15 protein-coding genes and 2 pseudogenes are annotated in these 21,114 nt (G+C 41.8%); 11 read left to right on the top strand and 6 right to left on the bottom strand.

From position 1 onward, the window contains the following. Nucleotides 1-154 precede the first annotated feature (154 nt). Nucleotides 155-5,554 (top strand): ATP-binding sensor histidine kinase, encoded by a 5,400-nt coding sequence (locus tag BV375_RS23425; RefSeq protein ID WP_086764873.1) that lies wholly within the window; start codon nucleotides 155-157, stop codon nucleotides 5,552-5,554. A gap of 126 nt (nucleotides 5,555-5,680) precedes the next feature. On the opposite strand, the gene BV375_RS23420 is transcribed toward BV375_RS23425, so the two are convergent. Continuing rightward, complete coding sequence (locus tag BV375_RS23420) at nucleotides 5,681-6,919, bottom strand: DUF445 family protein (protein WP_086764871.1); 1,239 nt, start codon at nucleotides 6,917-6,919, stop codon at nucleotides 5,681-5,683. A gap of 6 nt (nucleotides 6,920-6,925) precedes the next feature. On the opposite strand from BV375_RS23420, the gene BV375_RS23415 reads away from it, so the two are divergent. Then, nucleotides 6,926-7,168, top strand: a complete 243-nt coding sequence (locus BV375_RS23415; protein WP_086764868.1) for a hypothetical protein — start codon at nucleotides 6,926-6,928, stop codon at nucleotides 7,166-7,168. Between the two features lie 67 nt (nucleotides 7,169-7,235). Here BV375_RS23415 and ubiE read toward each other — a convergent pair whose 3' ends face one another. Together ubiE and BV375_RS23405 are read right to left on the bottom strand one after the other, a co-directional pair. Then, nucleotides 7,236-7,928: a bifunctional demethylmenaquinone methyltransferase/2-methoxy-6-polyprenyl-1,4-benzoquinol methylase UbiE gene (ubiE, locus tag BV375_RS23410; protein ID WP_086764866.1), complete on the bottom strand. Its 693-nt coding sequence runs from the start codon at nucleotides 7,926-7,928 to the stop codon at nucleotides 7,236-7,238. 184 nt (nucleotides 7,929-8,112) lie between these two features. Beyond that, on the bottom strand, nucleotides 8,113-9,057 hold the full coding sequence (locus BV375_RS23405) for a response regulator (protein ID WP_086764863.1): 945 nt from the start codon (nucleotides 9,055-9,057) through the stop codon (nucleotides 8,113-8,115). Nucleotides 9,058-9,500: 443 nt separating this feature from the next. On the opposite strand from BV375_RS23405, the gene BV375_RS23400 reads away from it, so the two are divergent. Next, the gene (locus tag BV375_RS23400) at nucleotides 9,501-10,586 is read left to right on the top strand and encodes a RuBisCO accumulation factor 1 (protein ID WP_086764860.1); all 1,086 of its coding nucleotides are present in this window, start codon (nucleotides 9,501-9,503) and stop codon (nucleotides 10,584-10,586) included. Between the two features lie 245 nt (nucleotides 10,587-10,831). Here BV375_RS23400 and BV375_RS23395 read toward each other — a convergent pair whose 3' ends face one another. Next, a complete protein-coding gene (locus BV375_RS23395; RefSeq protein ID WP_086764858.1) occupies nucleotides 10,832-11,455 on the bottom strand; it encodes a type I restriction endonuclease subunit R in 624 nt (207 codons plus the stop codon). A gap of 152 nt (nucleotides 11,456-11,607) precedes the next feature. Here BV375_RS23395 and BV375_RS23390 point away from each other — a divergent pair, with 152 nt between their 5' ends. Then, the gene (locus BV375_RS23390) at nucleotides 11,608-14,031 is read left to right on the top strand and encodes an ATP-dependent helicase (protein ID WP_208099176.1); all 2,424 of its coding nucleotides are present in this window, start codon (nucleotides 11,608-11,610) and stop codon (nucleotides 14,029-14,031) included. A 236-nt stretch (nucleotides 14,032-14,267) separates the two neighbouring features. Here the strand turns inward: BV375_RS23390 and BV375_RS38285 are convergent. Together BV375_RS38285 and BV375_RS23385 are read right to left on the bottom strand one after the other, a co-directional pair. Continuing rightward, nucleotides 14,268-14,366 (bottom strand): annotated as a pseudogene (locus BV375_RS38285) (IS1 family transposase); the annotation flags it as partial. Nucleotides 14,367-14,423: 57 nt separating this feature from the next. Continuing rightward, nucleotides 14,424-15,026: pseudogene (locus BV375_RS23385) on the bottom strand (TetR/AcrR family transcriptional regulator); the annotation flags it as partial. A 49-nt stretch (nucleotides 15,027-15,075) separates the two neighbouring features. Between BV375_RS23385 and BV375_RS23380 the strand changes: the two are divergent. The 7 genes from BV375_RS23380 to BV375_RS23350 all read left to right on the top strand — a co-directional run bounded on the left by BV375_RS23380 (nucleotide 15,076) and on the right by BV375_RS23350 (nucleotide 21,018). Continuing rightward, nucleotides 15,076-16,071: a Rieske 2Fe-2S domain-containing protein gene (locus tag BV375_RS23380; protein WP_243714021.1), complete on the top strand. Its 996-nt coding sequence runs from the start codon at nucleotides 15,076-15,078 to the stop codon at nucleotides 16,069-16,071. A 288-nt stretch (nucleotides 16,072-16,359) separates the two neighbouring features. After that, nucleotides 16,360-17,094: a hypothetical protein gene (locus BV375_RS23375; RefSeq protein WP_086764852.1), complete on the top strand. Its 735-nt coding sequence runs from the start codon at nucleotides 16,360-16,362 to the stop codon at nucleotides 17,092-17,094. 172 nt (nucleotides 17,095-17,266) lie between these two features. Further along, complete coding sequence (gene rpmI / locus BV375_RS23370) at nucleotides 17,267-17,464, top strand: 50S ribosomal protein L35 (protein ID WP_086764848.1); 198 nt, start codon at nucleotides 17,267-17,269, stop codon at nucleotides 17,462-17,464. A gap of 21 nt (nucleotides 17,465-17,485) precedes the next feature. After that, on the top strand, nucleotides 17,486-17,842 hold the full coding sequence (rplT, locus tag BV375_RS23365) for a 50S ribosomal protein L20 (RefSeq protein ID WP_086764845.1): 357 nt from the start codon (nucleotides 17,486-17,488) through the stop codon (nucleotides 17,840-17,842). A 12-nt stretch (nucleotides 17,843-17,854) separates the two neighbouring features. After that, nucleotides 17,855-18,670 carry a transporter substrate-binding domain-containing protein gene (locus BV375_RS23360; RefSeq protein WP_086764844.1) on the top strand — a complete coding sequence of 272 codons (816 nt, stop codon included), beginning with the start codon at nucleotides 17,855-17,857 and terminating at the stop codon, nucleotides 18,668-18,670. Between the two features lie 122 nt (nucleotides 18,671-18,792). Continuing rightward, nucleotides 18,793-19,317, top strand: a complete 525-nt coding sequence (locus BV375_RS23355; RefSeq protein ID WP_086692087.1) for a tetratricopeptide repeat protein — start codon at nucleotides 18,793-18,795, stop codon at nucleotides 19,315-19,317. Between the two features lie 324 nt (nucleotides 19,318-19,641). Beyond that, nucleotides 19,642-21,018: an SDR family oxidoreductase gene (locus tag BV375_RS23350; protein WP_086764842.1), complete on the top strand. Its 1,377-nt coding sequence runs from the start codon at nucleotides 19,642-19,644 to the stop codon at nucleotides 21,016-21,018. The last annotated feature ends 96 nt before the right edge of the window (nucleotides 21,019-21,114 follow it).

Genomic DNA, 21,114 nt, shown 5'->3' with positions numbered 1-21,114 from the left:
TTTATCTTTAATAAACGCTGATAAACGCCAATACAACCTACTTTATACAAAATGTAGCTTATTCTTTCCGTAAATGTATGTAAATTATTAAACTCTGCCTTTCCGATTGGGAAATATATGAAATGAGCGCTGAAGTTTAAGGAAAGGAGAAACGATGGTGTTAACTTCGATAATTCCAGGTTATGACTTAACAGAAATTATATCTGAAGGAACTAACACAATTGTTTATAGGGCTAGGGCGCAAAAAAACCAGCAGTCTGTGATCCTGAAAGTTCTGAAGGCTGAATATCCTACTCTTGAGCAAATTACTTGCTTCAAGCACGAATATAAAACTACAGAAAATCTCAACTGCGAAGGTATTGTTAAAGTCTACGGCTTAGAAAGCTACCAAAACCGTTTGGCGTTAGTAGCGGAAGACTTTAATGGCGTGAGTCTTAAGCAATTTCTCTCTCAGCAGCAACTTTGTGAAGTTTCTTTTCTCAAGATTGCTGTGCAATTAGCACAAGCACTGTTGTCGCTACATCAGAACCGGATTATTCACAAAGATATTAAACCCGCGAATATCATCATTAATCCGCACACTGGAATTGTTAAAATCACTGACTTTAGTATTGCCTCGTATTTAGATAAAGAAACACCGCAACTGACTAATCCTAATCACTTAGAAGGAACTGTTGCCTATATGTCTCCTGAGCAAACTGGGAGAATGAATCGCACTGTAGATTATCGCAGTGATTTTTATTCGTTAGGCATTACATTCTATGAGATGCTGACAGGTCAATTGCCTTTTGTAACTGACGATTTACTGGAGATGGTTCACTGTCATATTGCCAAGCCAGTGACACCGATCGCACAGTTAAACCCAGAGGTTTCTGGAACTATAGCAGCTATTGTGATGAAATTAATCGCGAAAAATGCTGAAGACCGCTATCAAAGTGCTTTAGGATTATTAGCAGATTTAGAATTTTGTCTTGAGCAACTGCAAGTTAGCGGTGCTATTCCTGATTTTATTCCCGGACAACGCGATCGCACTGCTCAATTACTCATCCCACAACAATTATATGGACGAGAAGCAGAAATCTCCACTTTGTTAGCAGCATTTGAGCGTATTAGCCAAGGTAAAAGCGAAATCATGTTGATTTCTGGCTACTCTGGGATTGGTAAGTCATCGCTGGTGAATGAGGTGCATAAGCCGATAGTTAGACAGAGGGGTTATTTTATTGATGGTAAATTTGATCAATTTAAACGGAATATCCCCTACGCTTCAGTGATTCAGGCTTTTCAATCTTTAGTGCGGCAATTATTAACTGAAAATAGTGAAAAGTTGAAAACTTGGAAAGAAAAACTGCTGCAAGCGCTGAGTAGCAATGGTCAAGTGATTATTGATGTGATTCCCGAAGTTGAACTAATTATTGGTAAACAGCCAGACGTTCCCCAATTAAGGGCAACAGAAAGCCTGAACCGCTTCAATCGAGTATTTCAGTCTTTTATTCAAGTTTTTACAAAGCAGTCACATCCCTTAGTACTATTTTTGGATGACTTACAGTGGGCTGACTCTGCTTCGCTGAAATTAATTCAAGTGTTAATAACTAACCCAGATAGTCAATATTTGCTGTTGATTGGAGCATATCGAGATAACGAAGTCAGTATCAGCGATCCATTAATAAAAACCTTGGCGGAGATTCAACAAGCAAACACGATTATTCATAATATTATGTTACGTCCATTAGAATTTACCCATGTCTGCGAGATGGTTGCAGATACCTTAGGTAATTCTGAAAACATTCCCGAACTAGCACGACTTTTATTTAATAAAACTCAGGGCAATCCTTTCTTTTTAACCCAATTACTTAAAGCACTGTATCAAGAAAATCTGCTGAAATTTGATTTCAATCAAGGAATTTGGCTATGGGATCTACAGCAAATTCAAAATGTTAATATTGTAACTCAAGATGTGGTTGAGTTAGTTGCAAGTAACATTCAAAAGTTGCCAGAAGCTACGCAAACAGCATTACAATTAGCGGCGTGTATTGGCAATCGTTTCAGTTTAGATGTATTGGCAACAGTTAGCGCTAAGAATCTACAAAACCTAGCAGAAGCATTGCAACCTGCTTTGCAATTGGGTCTGATTTTCCCATTGAATAATGAATACCGCATACCGCTACTCTTTGCTACAGAAGAGTTAGCGGCTTTAGAATTTGATGACTCAAATATTACCTATCGATTTTTGCACGATCGCGTCCAACAAGCCGCCTATTCTCTAATTCCTGACAACCAAAGACAAATTACCCATCTCAAAATTGGTCAGCAGTTGTTGCAAAATACGCCGCCTGAACAATTAGAGGAAAATATTTTTGATATTATTAATCAACTAAATTTGGGTGCTAGCCTGATTACAGCGCAATCCCAAAAGCAACGGCTGGCTGAATTAAACTTACTGGCTGGGAGAAAAGCCAAAGCCGCAACAGCTTATATAGTTGCGATCGCCTATTTAAATACTGGTATAAAACTCCTGGCAGCAGATAGCTGGCTTGGTGAATATGACTTGACTTTAGCATTAATAGTTGAAGCCGCAGAAGCAGCATATCTCGGTGGCGATTACGTGCTGATGGAGAATTTGATCAGCCAAGTCTTGCAAAATGGCCGTACACTGCTTGACAAAGTAAAGGTCTACGAAGTGCAAATTCAGGCTTATGTAGCTCAGAGTAAACAGCCTGAAGCTATCAAAACTGCATTAACTGTTCTCGAACTTTTGGGTGTCAGATTTCCCGATACACCTAGCCAAGCAGATATAACCCAGAGTTTGCAAGAAACTCAATTGATATTAGCAGGAAGGCGTTTTGAGGATTTAATTGACCTACCAGAGATGAGCGATCCGCAAATTCTAGCAGTCATGCGGATTATCGCCACAGTCACGGCGGCTGTGTATCAAGCAGTACCAATGTTACTGCCCTTAATTGTATTTAAGCAGGTACGGCTGTCAGTAGAATACGGCAACGCCTCAGTATCTACTCTCGCATACGCTTGGTATGGAGTGATTCTCTGCGGAGTTGTTGGGGATATTGATGCAGGCGATCGCGCTGGTCAACTGGCATTAGATTTACTATCACGTCTCCAGGGTAAAGCACTCAAAACGAGTACCTTCAATATGATTTACCCGTTCGTTAAGCCGTGGAAGCATCATATTCAAGAATCACTACTACCTTTATTAGAAGCACATCACAATGGTTTGGAAACAGGCGATTTAGAATACTCTGCCTACTGTGCCTACAATTATTGCTCTCTTTCTTATTTCCTCGGCAAGGAACTGAGAGCTTTAGAATCAGAGATGGCAACTTACAGTCAAGCTTTGGATAAAATCAAGCAGGAAGTAGCGCATAACTACTTAAAAGTATTTCGACAATCTGTATTAAATTTAATTACTGATGTCTCCTCTCCAGGGCACTTGCGAGGTGTAGCATATAACGAAGATATCATGCTGCCGTTACATTTGCAGGCTAACGATCGCTATGCGATCGGCACTTTGTATGTAAACAAATTGATTCTTTGTTACTTATTTGGCGAGTATCAGCAAGCGGCAGAAGTCGCTTCCCTTGCTAAGGAATACTTAGATGGGGTAACTGGTTCTTTTATGGTGCCAGTCTTCCACTTTTATGATTCTCTCACCCAGCTTGCCATTTTATCTCAGACCCCTAGGACAGAAAAAGAAGGCTTGTGGCTGCGGGTGATTGCTAACCAAGAAAAGCTGAAGCAATGGGCAGATCATGCGCCCATGAACCACAGGCACAAATTTTATTTAGTTAAAGCTGAGTACCACTGGGTGCTGGGAGAGTATTTAGAGGCGATGGAGTACTACGATCGCGCCATTGCTGGATCTGCTGAAAACGGTTACATTCAAGAAGAAGCACTTGCTAATGAACGCGCCGCAGAATTATACCTGTCGCTAGGGAAGAAAAAGATTGCTCAACTTTACATGACTGAGGCTTACTACGGTTACAACCGTTGGGGTAGTTCCGCTAAAGTCAAAAACCTGGAAAAGCGATACCCCGATTTAATTCTTCGCAGTACCAGTGCGATCGCCTCCACAGGTAGCATTTCTAGGACATTAAAATCAGATGTATCTATCAGCACTCACTCTACAACCAGCAGTGGTGTAAATCTAGATATAGCAACAGTGGTAAAAGCGAGTGAGGCGATTAATAATGAAATCTCTTTAGAAAGTCTACCGCGCACGCTTCTACATATTATCTTAGAAAATGCTGGTGCTCAAAAAGGTTGCTTAATTTTAGTAAAAAACAATCAATTATTTATAGAAGCAATTGATAGTAGCCTAGTTGATTCGCCAATTACTTTGCCATCTACTCTAGTAGAAGACAGCGAAATTGTTCCCAAAAAGCTGATCAACTATGTAGCTAGGACTCAGCAACCCTTGGTAATTAGAGATGCCAAACTTGACCCGATTTCTAATAAAGATTCATATATCCAAAAATATGAATGCAAATCAATATTGTGTGTGCCTATCTTTTATCAAGGCAAATTTATCGGCATATTTTATCTAGAAAATAATTTAGTAACTGGGGCATTTACTCCCGAACGTCTAGAACTTTTGAAAATCCTGTCTGCTCAAGCTGCGATCGCTATCAAAAATGCCCGCCTTTATGCTAAAGAGCAAGAAAAATCTCAGGACTTAGAAGCAGCCCTATTAAAACTCCAACAAACTCAAACTCAACTCGTTCATACAGAGAAAATTTCATCGTTAGGGCTACTAGTAGCAGGAGTTGCCCATGAAGTTAATAATCCTGTCAGCTTCATTTTTACTAACCTGTCTCATGCCAAACGTTATATTGAGGACTTAATTAATTTACTGCATCTTTATCAACAGCATTTACCTAATCCACCAGCAAAAATCATCGATGAAATTGAGGCGATTGATTTAGATTTCTTGCTACAAGACTTGCCAAACATGATTTCCTCCATGAAGGTAGGAACCCAACGTATTCGAGATATCATGCAGTCTCTACGCAACTTCTCTCGCAATGATGGTTTAGATAAAAGAGCAGTTGATATTCATGAAGGAATTGAAACCACGCTGATGATTTTGTCTCATCGCTTAAAAGCTGATCCAGCGCGTCCAGCAATTTATGTGGTTAGGAATTATGGCAATTTACCCAAAGTTGCTTGTTATCCTGGGCAATTAAATCAGGTATTTATGAATTTACTAGCGAATGCTATTGATGCTTTGGAAGAGTCTAATGAAGGAAAGACTTATGCTTTTCTAGAACAGAATCCCAATATCATTACAATTTCTACCACAGCCGACGATCGACAAGTAAAAATTTGTATTGCTGATAATGGGATAGGAATGTCAGAGTCAGTAAAGGAAAAACTTTTTCAAGCTTTCTTTAGCACGAAACCAGAAGGTAAAGGCACAGGTTTGGGACTATCGATTAGTTATCAAATAGTCACAGAAGCCCACAATGGTACTTTCGAGTGTTTCTCTTCCCCTGGCAAGGGTACAGAGTTTATCATTCAAATTCCCATTTTTGAGAATTAAGTAAGTGTAAGACTTCTATAACGATCAATGCCCAGCATATCCGGATTTTGGTGGGCATTGCCCACCCTACATTTATTTATACATACCTTTTTTGTTATTGCCTGTTCCCTGTTTATTTCCCACAACTTATTGTTGATTCAACAGCAAAAATACTGTTTGTCCTATACCGACAATCACACCTAAAACACCGCCTAAAGTCACAATTGCCTGCAATTCATTTTTGACAATACCTTCAATTGCCGCCTCTAAATCAGCGGGTGAAGTTGATTTTACACGGTCAACAATTACCTGATCGATGGATAAAATTGGAATTACCTGAGCCACAATTGCTTCTAAATCTTTTTCTAAATATCGCTCTAAAATAAGAGCTAATTCTTGACTCACTACTTCTAATGAACTATTAACTACAGGTGAGTTATTCAGACGATTTAGTAGCAAGGAAGCAATATTTTCCCAATCAACTGAGTCAGTTAATCCTTGTAACAAATCGCTACCACTTGATTGCAGGTAGTGACGGACACTTTCTCTAGTAGTTTTTCGTAATTGCCGTACTGTCCCCACCGGCAAGTTTTGCAAGGATAAATTTTGCAATAATTTCTTGACGCGATCGCGCATCTGCAATTCTTGAATCAATTCTTTTAACCGAGCATTGCTTGCCTCTTTTTCATCTAAGCAAAAAGTTCGCACTCTGGTGAGAGTATTGCGTAAACCAAACAAATTTGCGACTACCCAATAAGTGCCGCTGGTCTTTTCCCGAAAGCTTTCATCAATAGTTTGAATTGTGCGATCGGTCAAAAAATCAACTATAGTCTGCCGCAGCGCATCTGGCGGTAAAACTACTTCTAATAACCAATCGGCTAGTCTTTTAGATTGTTCTTCACTCAGTTGAAATTCCAGCAGTACTTGGTCAAAAATTTGATTTATTTGTACTTCTAAAAAGTCTTCGCGCCGAGCTAAAACTTTTAGGAGCCTTGGCAATGATTCACCTAATAAATCACGCAAAATTCCTGCTACAATTTTGGCACTTTTTTGATTTTTTTCCTCTGAGTTAATTTGGTCGAGCGCTAGTTTTAACAACCACAAAATTGCTGCTTGTACCCGTTCTGTTTGTAACAGACGGCGTGCTAAATTTTGCAATTCCTCTGGTGTCAAAAGTGACCCCATAATTGTGTTAGAAATTTTTAGAGCCAGACGTTCCTGGTTACGAGGAATCAATCCAGGTGTAAACGGTAATCTTTGCTTACCAATATAAATGGCTCGGTAGGGGCGAAATAACATTTTAATAGCTATATCATTCGTGAAATAGCCAATGATTCCACCTACTACGGGGGGTGATATATAAAGCCACAAATGAGACCAATCCACAGAATTTTGGACTTACCAATTTTGGATTTTGAACTTGGCGAAAAGATGAGCCAGTCGCTTATGGGGTTTCCCACGGCAGTTCCTACCCTAGCCTTCGGCAACCCCTTCGGGGAACGGGAACGCTTCCAGCGAACAAGTCGGCAAAGCCGCCCAATGGACTGCCTCCCCTTTGTGCAAACTGGCGTGTTAGGAGGTAGCCCTGCATTGTCTCCCAACCTAGCAAACTTTCCCAAAAGAATTTTAGATTAAATAGTTGAATTGTGCATTCAAAAGTTTCTGTTTCTTTAGCAGTACACTACAACCCAAAATTTAAAATCTAAAATTTACTAACTACCAGCACTCCCATCATACCGTTCGCAATGGGGTAGTGTGTGGCGGCAGCAAAACCAACTTGAGAAGCTAATTCTACTTGCTCTTTGCCAATGGGAAAACGATCTAAGCTGGGGCTGATATAGGCGTATTCTTCTTTTACTCCCAACTGGGTTGCTGCTGGTACAACAATATTTTCTAGATACCATTGTTGAAACGATCGCAGCTGCGGATTTTCCGGTCGATGAAAATCTAAAATTGCGGCTTTGGCACCAGGCTTGAGAACGCGGTACAGCTCTTTGAGACTGCGGGGAATATCTTTAACATTTCTTAAACCATAGCCCATTGTTGCAGCGTCAAATTTGTTGTCCTCAAAAGGTAAATCGAGGACATCAGCCTCAACCCAGGTAATAATTGGTTGCAGGTAATGTCTTTGAGAGCGTTCTTTAGCCATCGCTAGCAGGTTTGAGGAGAAGTCCACTCCGTATACCTGTCCTGTGGCTCCCACGTGCCTTGCTAAACCTATAGCGATGTCGCCACTCCCGCAACATAAATCTAGGCAAATATCTCCAGGCTGAGGGTTGCTCCATTTGATTGCCATTGCCTTCCAAATGCGGTGTTGTCCTAAACTCAACCAATCATTCAACTGGTCATAAACAGGAGCAATACGATCAAAAATAGCGCGAATTTCGTGAGTCATTAGTCAAAAAGTCAAGAGTCAACTGTCAAGAGGGCAGTACATTAAAGCAACTGCTGTCGGCTTACCAGCTTATAGACGCCCGTAGACCTGGGAAGTGCTGCTTCCGGTAGAGTAGCATCTAGCGTTCAACAGCCAAAATTTGAGCATTCGACTCCAGACTATTAACTCTTAACTAAATGTCTAGTTAACCGCAACAGCTGCTAGTCAGAGCGATCGCTACCAATTGTGCTGATAAGTGAATTAGCTTAAGTTCATCTTCTCGCAAAGTGTGAGGTTGTTTCCACTGTAGAGATAAAACTCCCATAACTTTGTGACGGTAAGCAATTGGAATAATTAAGTGTGCTTGTACACCAGACTGCTGGTAATGAGCAACACCAGCTAATTTTTGCTCTTTAGATACATTTAACGATACTTGCAGTTGCCCAGTAGCGATCGCCTCGCTCACCAGTGGGTCTTGTGCTAGCCAGTTTTCTACAGTACCGCCATAACTGTAAGATCCATGAGTCGCACTCAGAGCATTGCCTTCAATTAGTTGCAGAATACAGCTATCAGCCCCAAAGCTGTTGCTAAACGCAGTAGCAATTGGTATCAGAGTTTCTTGTAAACTATTAGCTGCTTGCGTTACCTCTACCAATACAGTCAGCAATGCCATTTGGGCATTGGCACAGCGCAATTCTTCGGTGCGTTGCTTCAGTAAGTCATAGGTTTCGGCTGCCCTTTGAACTACAGCCTTCAGTTCCCCTGGGTCCCAAGGTTTGGTGATGTATTTGTAGACTTGCCCAGCATTAATTGCCTCCACCAAGTCTTCAATATCTGTAAAGCCAGTCAAAATAATCCTGACTGTATCTGGGAACTGAGGTACAGTCTTGCTGAGAAACTCAGTACCTTTCATTTCTGGCATTCGCTGATCAGAGATGATCACCGCAACTTCCCCTTCGGCTGCCAACATTTGCAAGGCGGTCATGCCGCTATCAGCTTTAAGTACATTAAAATCTCGGCGAAAGGTACGATACAGCAGATCCAGATTGTCCGGTTCATCATCAACTACAAGGATTTTGAGTTTTTTCGGTCTTTCTAAAGTCCGTAATTGGCGACGATCTGTATTAGTTTCCAGGCTGGCAGTATCCATAAAAGTTAAGTCCGTTAAATATTTACTATCTTGTTATATTCCATACCAAGTCTAGTCGATAATAAACTACCAGCCTTGCGAAAATTTGCGGATGTACCTGAAGAGCAGTTGAACTAAACCTGAATAATTACCATAGCAAATTTATACCTGTATACAAGCACCTGAGTTTCAGGCTTTTTTCCTATAAAATAAGATTTGCTGATGAAATATTAATTACCCAATAAACTTTAGTACACCAGCAAGTATGAAAATGGGTATGGGGCATTGGGCATTTGTCATTAGTTATTTATCCCCCTTGTCCTTCCTGTCCCCGTTCCCCTTCGGGTGACGCTCGTACCTCGCTACCGCTGCGCTAACAGCAGTTGCTCATGGGGGAAACCCCCAAGACCGCACTGCTTCACCTGTTCCCCGTTCCCTGTTCCCTATTTTCAAGTTATTTGCTTATGACTGATCTACCACCCAACTTTCAAAATCCTAATAACGCTGATTTAGATACTGCCCAAGAGTTACTGCGAAAGTTAAGACAAAAGCAAGGTAATTGGGTGGAATGGGGTCAAGCGATCGCCTATTTGCAAAAAGCTGGTTATAATCCCCAAGATATTTTTGAGGCAACTGGATTTGAGCCGATTCAGCAAAATCAGGTGGTTGTTGGTTCCCAAGTTTATAATTCTTTAGAACAAGGTGGCGCATCAGAAGCGACGCGATCGCATTACGCCACACGCGGCAGTGATATTTTATATGAGTTACGCTTGCTTACCCACGAAGAACGCGCCGCCGCTGCTGATCTGACTTTCCAGCACAAACTTGACATGGATGAAGCACGGGAAATAGCCAAAGCTATTAAAGAGTTCTCCCGTTTCCGCCATTTGCCAGAAGGATTTTCTGCCCATCCGGGTGATGCTGTTGCCTACAGTACATGGAAACTGGCACGCCAAAACACAGATTTACAAGAGCGATCGCGTCTGATTGCCAAAGGCTTACGATTTGCCCATACGCAAACTGCTAGAAAACAAATAGAACAGTTACTTACAGATTTTACTGTTGTTCCTAAGCGTCCGGCTCCACTGTTACCCTTTTACCGCCTAGAGTCTGAGGAAGAGTTACCCAGAATTGTACCTGTAGTTGGTGAGTTGCCATTGGCACCCAACGATTTAAAAGCGGTGCCTTTAGTGACAGAAATTCAACCATTTCGGATGGTCAAATTTACTGGCGAACAAGCTTGGGTGCCATTACCAGGTTGGCAAGTGCTGTTGAGTGCCGAAGATCCAGTAGTGATTTTAGCTACTAGCGATCGCCTGCCCAATCAAATACAAAATCAGCCCGGACAAGTGCTACTAGTCGTAGATCGCGCCCAACGCCAATGGGATGCTTCTAGCTACTTTATAGTAGAGAATTCTGGAGAATTAGATATTCAGTGGTTTGAAACTGAACCAGAAATTCCCCTGTTAGGAAAGATTATTATCATCTTGCGTCCTAAGAAAATCCTTGACGAAGAATTGACCAAGGATTCCTGGCAGATTGACGAATAGAGTTTGGGAATTGTGACAGAGGCGCAGAAGATTGAGAGGATAAGGATTGAAACTTTTTGGATATCCCGATCCTCTACCTTCGCATGCTTGCAGAAACCAGGAGAATCAAAACAGCAAGTCTCATTAGTGAATCTGAAATGCTCCCGCTACATTGCTTGCAATTAGGGGTGATAGTTGTCACTTCATTAAGTGTTTCTTCAATAGCATTATGTATCCAAGTCGGGTCAAATTTATCTTGTGTGCGTTTATAAAATTAATTGACCAATGCGTTTTAATACACTTAGTACCTGTTGGAATTCTGCATCTCGTTCAATTGATAATGCATAAGAACGAGCATATTTAGGCTTTTCTTGCTGAACTAGCTTAACAAAAACAAACTCTCTACCGTTGACAAGTAACCCAAACGTTGGTCGTTCAATATTGGGAGCATCAAGCATATAAGCAAGTGCTTGGGGTAATGCGGTTAAGACATCAAATTTAGTGCTTTTAGATTCAATAATTAGTACTACTAGACGTTTTTGAATTACCAAAACATCAATGTTACCTTTGACTATTATGCTTTCATCTACAGCAGAAATCTCAGTAGATTTTTCAGTTTCAATTTCAAAAGGTGGCTGATAAAAACCTGCTAAATCAAGCAGTGGAGATAGCACTACCATCTTCACTGCTTCTTCTGACATGGGACGCCGTTGAGTTAAATTTAAATAGTTACTTTTAACTCGTTCGAGCGAGAAAAATTCTGCATCATTCACCGATGGTAAATCATTTGTCCATTCAGGAAAAAAATCAGCATTTGTAACCAATTGCAAACCAAATTTTTCTTCTAGTTCGTAAAGGCTGATATCCCGCGCTTGGATTGTTTGTACCATAATTAATTGGTGAATAATAAATACATCTGTATTATAATAGCTGAACTAGAAAATGGACGCGATATGTTAAATCCTGTCCTATATATGGAAGAAGATAGTACTAAAAGGTTTGATAATTTGGGAAAAAACTAGCAAGAGTATTAGGCAAGTAAGTGACCCAAGAATTTCTCTATTCGGAATTATCTGATAAATCACCTGTTTCTACCCTGCGGGAAGAGGCGATTGCACGCATTCGCAATAGTCTGCGTCCCGGACAACAGCAAATGGCTGACTGGTATTCTGGCCCCTTAGCTGTTTCTGCTGTACCTGGTGCTGGTAAATCTACGGGTATGGCAGCAGCAGCAGCGATCGCGATCGCTCGTCAGTATGAACGTGTTGCCCAGTCGCGCCTCGCTTCGCGCCGCCAGTTGGTAGTTGTTACTTTTACACGTTCCGCCGCTGCTAATATTAAATTAAAAATTCGTGAATACTTAAAGCAATTATCTCTGCCTCAGATTGGCTTTGCTGTCTATACCTTGCATGGTTTAGCATTGAACATTGCCAGCCGCCATCCTGACTTATCTGGGTTACAGCTAGAAAACGTCACATTAATTACACCAACTCAAAGCCATCGCTTCATCCGTACAGCCGTAGAACAGTGGATTGCCAACAATCAAAGTAGTTATTTACGCTTACTAGAAGGTAGCCAATTTGACGGAGAAGAAACAGAAAGATTGCGTCGTCAATCGGTGCTGCGGACAGAAGTATTGCCAGACTTGGCGACCACGGTAATTCATGAAGCCAAAAGTTCAGGACTTTCGCCTGAAGATTTACGGCAGTGGAGTAAACAAACCACAGACCCATACGGAATTTTAAACGTAGCCGCAGGCTTGTATGAGCAATATCAAAAATTAATGCGATCGCGCGACTTCATCGACTACGACGACATGATTTTAGCGGCGTTGCGGGTTCTAGATAACGACAGCGCTCGCCGCATTGAGCAAAACCAAGTTTTCGCCGTCTTTGAAGACGAAGCCCAAGATTCTAGCCCATTACAGACAAGGTTGTTAGAAATTTTGGCGAGCGATTTAGGGGAAGACAAGGGGGACAAGGGGGATAATCTTTCACTTCTTACTCCTAACTCAGCACTCTTAACTCAGGACTCAGGACTCAACTTAGTACGAGTAGGCGACCCTAACCAGGCGATTAACTCGACTTTTACCCCAGCCGATCCGATTTATTTTCGCCAATTTTGCGCAGAGTGCGATCGCTTGCGAAGATTGGCAACAATGGATCAAGCTGGGCGGAGTACGAGAATTATCATCGAAGCGGCTAACTTTGCGCTGGAGTGGATCAATAGTTTTTACGGAGTCAAGATGCAACAGTCATCTCATGACTCTATTGCTTCACTTCCCTTCCGTCCTCAGAGAATTCGTCCTGTAGACACTGGCGACCCCCAACAAGATGCTAACCCCGCACCAGTAGGAAGAGGGCTAGAACTGTACACTCCCCGTGATATTCATCACACCGTCGAATTACTTTCTCAGAGAGTGATTGAGTTATTTGCTCAAGACCCAACAAAAATTAGTGCAGCAGTGTTAGTACGAGAAAATCGCCAAGGAAGATGGTTAGCTGAGGCATTAGAACCTATATGTAAAGAACATAAAATTACACTTTACGATGTCGGAGAACGCGATCGCCGTTCCCATATTCCCCAAGAAATTTTAGCATTACTCCAATTTTGCGATCGCCCCCATTCACCTGATTACCTAAAAGCTGCGCTTGAAGTATTGGTGGAACGCCAGTTAGTTCCCACCCAAGATCTAAATGCTCTTGCCAGTTTACCAGAAGAATTTTTGTATCCTGGCCCCTTGGCAGCACCGCAATCAGAAACAGTCCAAAAAGCCTCACACTTATGTCGTAGTTTACTCCGCGCTCGCTTAGAACTGCCGATATATCAGCTAATTTCCTTTTTAGCGTTGGCTTTAAATTACGACCAAGCAGAACTTGCAACTGCTGACAAACTTGCAGAACGGGTAAACCAGCAAATAGCTGGTAATAGTTCAATGGGAGCGATGCTGTCAGCTTTAAGTGAAATTGTCAGTTCCGAACGCTTTGAAGCTGTAGAAACAGAAGATTTAGAAGCGCGTTACACCCGTAATGGTCAACTGACAATTATCACCATGCACAAAGCCAAAGGCCTAGATTGGGACTATGTTTTTCTGCCCTTTCTCCACGAAAACTTAATTCCCGGTCGGTTTTGGGTTCCACCTCAAAGCCAATTTTTAGGCGACTTTACCTTATCAGAAGTGGCTCGCGCCCAAGTGCGTGCTGCTTTGCACAACGAATCGCGCATTCCAGAAGTGTCTCAAGCTTGGGAGGTCGCAAAACACCTAAAAACTGCTGAGGAGTACCGTTTACTCTACGTTGCGATGACACGAGCCAAGCGGTTGTTGTGGATGTCTGCGGCGCAAAAAGCACCCTTTACATGGAGTAAACCAGAGAATTTACAAGAACAAGCACCTTGCCCAGTATTCCCAGCGTTAAAGCGCCAATTTCCTGAAAGTGTGGTTTCTTTGATGACAGTGGTTCAATAATTTTTTTTGAGAGTAAAAATATCTTTTAAACGCAGAGGGGCGCAGAGCATTTTCAAGAGAATTCAGGCGTTGCATAAAATGTGAGATTTTCCTTTGCACGCTAGTTGCTTCAAGTCGGCAGAGCCGCCCAACGCACTGGCTTGTCTTTGCGCTTTTGCGTGAAACATTTATACGCCCCCGTTCTGAAGATAATCCATGTGTCACAATCATTGATTCAATCATCACCTAGAGCTATTTACAAACTGTTTCCCACAGTCCTTACAGCGATAGCACTGCTTTCCCCGGCGATACCCGTTTTTAGATAATTGCGGCGATTGGCAATGAGGACATTTCATTACTTTCATTACATTGCTCAACAGGCTGTCTCCCATATGCGGCTCTAAATATGACACTAGCAACTCCTCAATCTGCTGAATTAGCAACTGCCTGTGTTGCTGATCTATAGTGCGAAGTGCTGATAACATGACAGCATTGCTGCTATGAACACAAACTTCTGCTAATAAACTATACTGCTCCTCACTCAATGCTGGGTTTCGCTGTTTCAAGATACTCGCCATAAAGTTAATCGCTTCTTGAGTCATGCTGTCATCGATTGATTGAAAAATCTGACGAGATATAAAGAACTGCACAAATACCACCCGTGACACAGGCTGTTCAAATATCTGGGCGACACTGCTTGCCAGTGTATGAATCATTTGGCGGAGCGGTAACTGGGTAATTTGTAGCTGATCTACCTGCGCCCACATGAGCTTGACCTGTTCGGTATGGCGCAACTCCATTGCATGAAAAATAGCGGCTTTATCAGGAAAAAACTGGTACACAGAGCCAATTGCTGTCCCCGCTTTTGCAGCAATTAGATGGGTAGTCGCAGCTTCATAGCCCACTTCGTCAAACACTGCTGCCGCTGCATCCAAGATTTTTTTGACCCTTTCTTTACCTCGCTGCTGTTTAGGTTGACGGCGCAAACTTCTTGACGAATGTGAATATTCTGTCATATTTTAGAAACACGACGGATTTTTCACAATTTTATATCGAGGGCCGAACATGATGCAGTCTATGCTTCCCGGTGCGCCTTGGTTGTTGGCACACAAATCGATGCTGGCAGTGAACCAACCCCGCAAAATTTCCTTGTATGGGGTTGACTATGTGATGTGGAAAGATGCGGCTGGAGCCATATCTGCCTTACCCAATGCCTGTCCACATATGGGGGCAATGCTTTCGGCTGGGTGGTGCGAAGTAAAAAGCGATGGCACAAGTAGCGTGGTCTGCCCATTTCATGCCCTCAAGTTTGATTCCCAAGGTTGCACGGTTTTACCAGGTTCTAGCAAGAAAACGTTGCCTCAGATGAAACCGTTAGAGCTAATTATTCAAGGCGATTTTATTTGGTCTTATGGGGAATATGAGCCGAAAGTACCAATTCCCACCGTGCTGAATGAGATTGTAAAAAATTACTACTTTGTCGGGCATACAGCAGATAGAAGTGTAGAGACCGATTTGCTGACCATGCTGTTGAATATGCATGACTACAATCATCAAAACGGCACTCACCGCGACTTATTTAGAATTACCGATGTCGAATTTCATCAATTTATTGATAACGGGCATCATTCCCATGCGTTTTATGATATGCCCACAGCGCCTTACAGCTTGGTAGAAAAGCTGAGGAAACCGGATTTGTTGCTACTTCCTAGCACTATTAAAGCGCACCTGGAAAATCACTTTCCAGCCCTCATAATTTTTCATGGAGAAATGCCATTAGGTAAAGCAGCCCAGTGTCATATATTTGTACCAGAAGCCTTAAATCGTACACGAACTTACATTTTGTTATTTGCCCAAGCCAAGCATCCTGCCTTTAAGCTATTTGGCAGCACTTATCTTAAGTTTGGCAAGGTTGTAGTGGATCAAGATGCGGATATTCTCTCGAAGATTTATCCAGATACTCCTCAGAAAATTAAACTCAACAATGAAGTGGGTATGGACTGGGTACGGCGTAATTTTGAGAACTTCCCAAATGTTGTGGAACCTAATTTATCAAAGTAGACAGCGCTGTAAAATTGGTCGCTGTTATAAGTCTCAAGCGTAATTTAAGTAAAATTAATTTCTTGGAAACTGGATTGAAAGTGCAACGTCAAATCAAATATCCTCTTTGAGGAGAACTGATAGCGATTCACCATGAAGTTGCACTTAATATTTAGTAACCTAAAATGCGTCACTGCTTGCCGCATAGTATGATGCGAAGGCAGAAAAATCAGTCATTCATTAAGTGTAAATTTCGGAGAATTGATATTAGTAGCAAGATTAACTATTCAATTCTCAAGGTAAAAAAGCATGAAAGGCATTTGTAAACTATCTTATCCAATTAATAGTGCGCCTCATTTTCCGCAAAGAGTGATATTAACTCTGGCGTTAACCAGCTTGCTATGTGCAATTGGATTCACTGCCAACAATACTGCTACTGCTGCTCCTAATGCAGCAAAGTTACAATTATCCCAAAACGTCCAAAATAGACCAAATCAACTGCCAAGAGTGGTTGCTAGAGCCGTAATAAATGATGCAGCCAAACGTTCTGGAGTGGCGATCGCTGATTTGAAAATTACTCAATTTACTGCAAAAACTTTTAGCAATCCCTGCATTTTCCAGTTTGGAGAAGTTTGTACGCGGGAATACAGGCCTATTCAAGGCTGGGAAGTAATTGTTCAGGTGAAAGAGCAATCTTGGACTTATCACACTAATAGATCTGGCTCGCAAATTGTTTTAGATCCCAAAATTACAGCAACGGGAAACGTCACATTACCAAGAGCGATCGCCAATAAAATTTTAAGCGATGCCGCCAAGCGTTCTGGAGTAGCATCTGCTAACTTAAAAATTACTCAAGCTACAGCCAAAACCTTTGGAAACGAATGCCATTTCAATTTTGGCGAAGTCTGTGCGGAGATTTACAAACCTGTTGAAGGCTGGGAAGTAATTGTTCAGGTAAAGGAGCAATCTTGGACTTACCATGTGAATAAATCTGGCTCTGCGATCGTTTTAGATCCCAAAGTGAGTGCGACTAGCAAAAGTTAGATTATAGCCAAGCTGCTATGGAAGGGGGAACACAGAAAAGAGTTCTCCATTCCCTGTTAATGGTTTTAATTTGATTCAATGCGATCGCACTATTCGTTTTGAAGTCTTAGCGGCTCGTGCAATCTCATTCGCTTAGTATATAATGATGGATTGTGTCGATCAGAGCCAAACCATGCCTAAACTCAAAACTCGTAAAGCAGCGGCAAAGCGATTCCGTGCCACTGGTACAGGTAAAATTGTGCGTCGCAAAGCTTTTAAAAACCATCTTCTAGAGCACAAATCTTCCAACAAAAAGCGCAACATGTCCAAGTCAACACTTGTACACGAACGTGATGAAGACAATGTGCGTTTGATGCTCCCCTATTTGTAAGTCCTTCAGGAATATTAAGTTATGACACGGGTAAAACGCGGTAACGTAGCTCGTAAACGCCGCAACAAAATTCTCAAACTAGCTAAAGGTTTTCGCGGTTCCCACTCAACTTTGTTTAGAACCGCTAACCAACAGGTAATGAAGGCACTGCGGAGTGCCTATCGCGATCGCAAAAAGAAAAAGCGCGATTTCCGTCGCCTCTGGATCGCCCGCATCAATGCTGCTGCAAGGCAACATGGTTTGAGTTACAGCCAGCTAATCGGCAACTTGAAAAAAGCCAATATCCAACTTAATCGCAAAATGTTGGCACAAATGGCAGTTGTCGATCCAGCTAGCTTTACCAAAATCGCTGAATTGGCAAGCCAAGCTAGAGGATAAAGGTGCTAACGGATGAATAACGGATGTAACAGATGGCAAGCAATTAATCAGTTACATCTGGTATTATCCGCTACCATATTATTGATTTTTTGCTTTTCATTTTTGGGGACAGGATGGATTACATCTGCCGCCCAAATCCCAGAAATTCAGCAGCGAGGCTATTTGACTATCGCCGTCAAAGATAACTTGCGTCCCTTGGGATTTAGAGATGCTAACGGGAATTTGCAAGGTTTAGAAATTGACTTAGCGCAGCGTTTGGCAGTTGACTTGTTAGGTAAACCAAATGCTGTAAAGTTACAACCTGTAGCAAATCGTGATCGCCTATCTGTAGTCTTAAACAATAAAGTTGATTTTGCCATTGCGAGAGTAACAGCAACAGAGTCACGCTCTCGCTTGGTTAGTCTCAGTGTTCCTTACTACTTTGATGGTAGTTATGTAGTTGTAAAAGATACTGCAATCCAGCAGATTAATGATTTGGCAAAACGCAAAATTGCTGTACTCAACAATTCCAGTACCATTGCTGATGTCAGGTACTATGTACCCAATGCCGAGTTGGTAGGAGTGAATTCCTATGAAGAAGGGCGATCGCAAATAGAAAGTAATACTGTAGCAGCCTTTGCCGCCGATGCTAGCGTTCTCAGTGGTTGGGTGCAGCAATATCCTCAATATCGACTACTACCAACCAAACTATCCACAGCACCTTTGTCTGTAGTCATGCCCAAGGGATTGCAGTACGATGATTTAAGACGGCAAGTGAATGAAGCGATCGCTCGTTATTTAGCTGAAGGTTGGCTGAAGCAACGCGCTCAATATTGGGGTTTGCCATAATTTAGTCATTAGTCATTAGTCATTGGTTAGTAGAACATAAACAATGAACAATGAACAAATGACAGATGACAAAAAGCTGATAATAGATAAGAAGACTCTTTATAATTTCCTATTTCAAGACAATGGATAACAGTCTAGCGGTTGTTTATCTCTCGATTTTTGTGGGTATACTCGCATTTGCACTTGTGAGTGTTTTCCGCCAAATTTTCAAAACTCGTAAAATCGAAAGCTCCTTATCACGGTTAAAAAATAAGTTGAGTAAAGACAAGGGTACAGCTCAAGAATATTACGAGTTAGGCAGTATTTATTCTCAAAAGAAAATATATTCTCAAGCGATTACCCTGTTTCAAAAAGCTCTCAAAGCTGCCGAAGAAGAGAAAGAAGAAAATATTGCTCCTATTTACAATGGACTGGGTTATGTTTACTTCGCCCAAGAACAGTATGATTTAGCAATTCGGCAGTACAAAGAAGCTCTCAAGTACAAACCCGACTACGTGACAGCGCTAAATAATCTCGCTCATGCCTATGAGCGCAAAAAATTAAATACGCAGGCGCTACAAACTTACGAAGAAGCCCTAAAATTCGCTCCAAATAATTCTACTGCTAAACGCCGTGCTGAATCTTTGCGACGCTTGGTTTCTGCATAATTACTCATTCATAATGGCGATAATGGCGGTGGGTATCTTACCCGCCGTCATTTTTAATAGGAACAGAAAATTCCCATAATTAATAGTTATACCAATTTGAAAAAAGAATGCGACAGATTGTAGGGGCACGGCACTGCCGTGACCTCTAGAATATATTGATGTGTCGCAAACATTATTTGAATTGGTATTAGTCTTCTTCAAATCTCCGCAATTTGCGATCGCATACTGCCGAGTAGATGATATACTACAATGTAACACATAAGTAGTAGCTCAAGGACTTGCAACTCAGCACTACTGAACTTTCCCAAGAGTGAGGGGGTGAGAATGAATATTCCACCACAAGAATGGCAAATCTGTCTTAAGGTTTTGCAGCAGATATCCGAAGATTCAGCACTCATCAATTCTGATGAACGCTTCAAAAGTTTGATTGCCAAAATCTACAAAAACAGCAAAAAAGAAGTACGCCGTACAATTCAGCAAAGCCAAATGGCTGAAGATCAACAGCTAAAGGCGATGACTGTAATGGTACAAAACCAACTCCAGCAAAAACCAGCCGCGGCTTTGTCACATGCGTCTGTGTCAGCGAGACTCAAAAAGTCAGCAACTTGTTATGTTTGCAAGGCAGCTTACTTTGATCTTCACTTCTTTTACCATATGCTATGTCCAAGCTGTGCTGCATTTAACTATGACAAGCGCAACCAACGCACAGATTTAACTGGACGTGTAGCATTAATTACAGGCGGACGCATCAAAATTGGCTATCAGACAGCATTAAGAATGCTCCGCGATGGTGCGAGAGTAATTTTGACAACCAGGTTTCCCCATGACTGTGTGCGACGCTTTAGTACGGAACCTGACTTTAGTCAATGGCGTTCACGGCTGCAAATACATGGGTTGGATTTGCGTCACATTCTTGGGGTGGAAGCATTTGTTCGTCATCTTCTAGATACGGAACCTGCACTCGATATCATTATTAATAACGCCGCACAAACAATCAAGCGTCCGCTAGCTTTCTATCAACACTTATTGGCGCAGGAAGAAAATCCACAGGAAATTCTGACAGAGCAAGCACAAGGTTTAATTAAATATGGTGCTGTCGGTTCCGCATTATTGGAAACCCAACCGCACTACAAAGACTATTTATCTACCAGCAGCGACTATTTCCCAGCCAATACTTTTGATGCAGATGGACAACAAGTAGATTTGCGACCAACTAATAGTTGGCTGCTGAAGCTGAATGAAGTCAGCACAGTAGAAATGTTAGAAGTGCAATTAGTCAATGCGATCGCACCCTTTATTTTAAACAGTCAACTCAAGCCCTTGATGATGCGATCGCCTTTTGGGCGACGGTTCATTATTAATGTATCGGCAATGGAAGGGCAATTCAATCGCCAAAATAAAACGGTATACCATCCCCATACCAATATGGCAAAAGCTGCTTTGAATATGATGACCCGCACATCAGCAGCAGATTATGCCCGCGATCGCATTTTTATGAATAGTGTAGATACAGGCTGGATTACTGACGAAAATCCCTTGTCTAAGAAAACCTATTTGCAGGAAACCAAAGGCTTTCATACACCATTAGATGTAATTGATGGTATGGCGCGAATTTATGACCCGATTGTTCAAGGGATAGAAAACGCTGCCGAGCCTGTATTTGGGCATTTTCTCAAAGATTATGCTCCATATCCTTGGTAATTCGTAATTCGTAATTAACAGGTAGGGTGTGTTATGCCGTAGGCGTGCGGCACTTGGCGACAACACACCCTTGTATATTGAAAATTCAAATAAATC

The sequence above is a fragment of the Nostoc sp. 106C genome, from assembly GCF_002154725.1.
Classification (GTDB): domain Bacteria; phylum Cyanobacteriota; class Cyanobacteriia; order Cyanobacteriales; family Nostocaceae; genus Aulosira.
The sequence above is the reverse complement of the archived record's forward strand: the minus strand, read 5'-3'. Positions and strand labels throughout refer to the sequence as shown.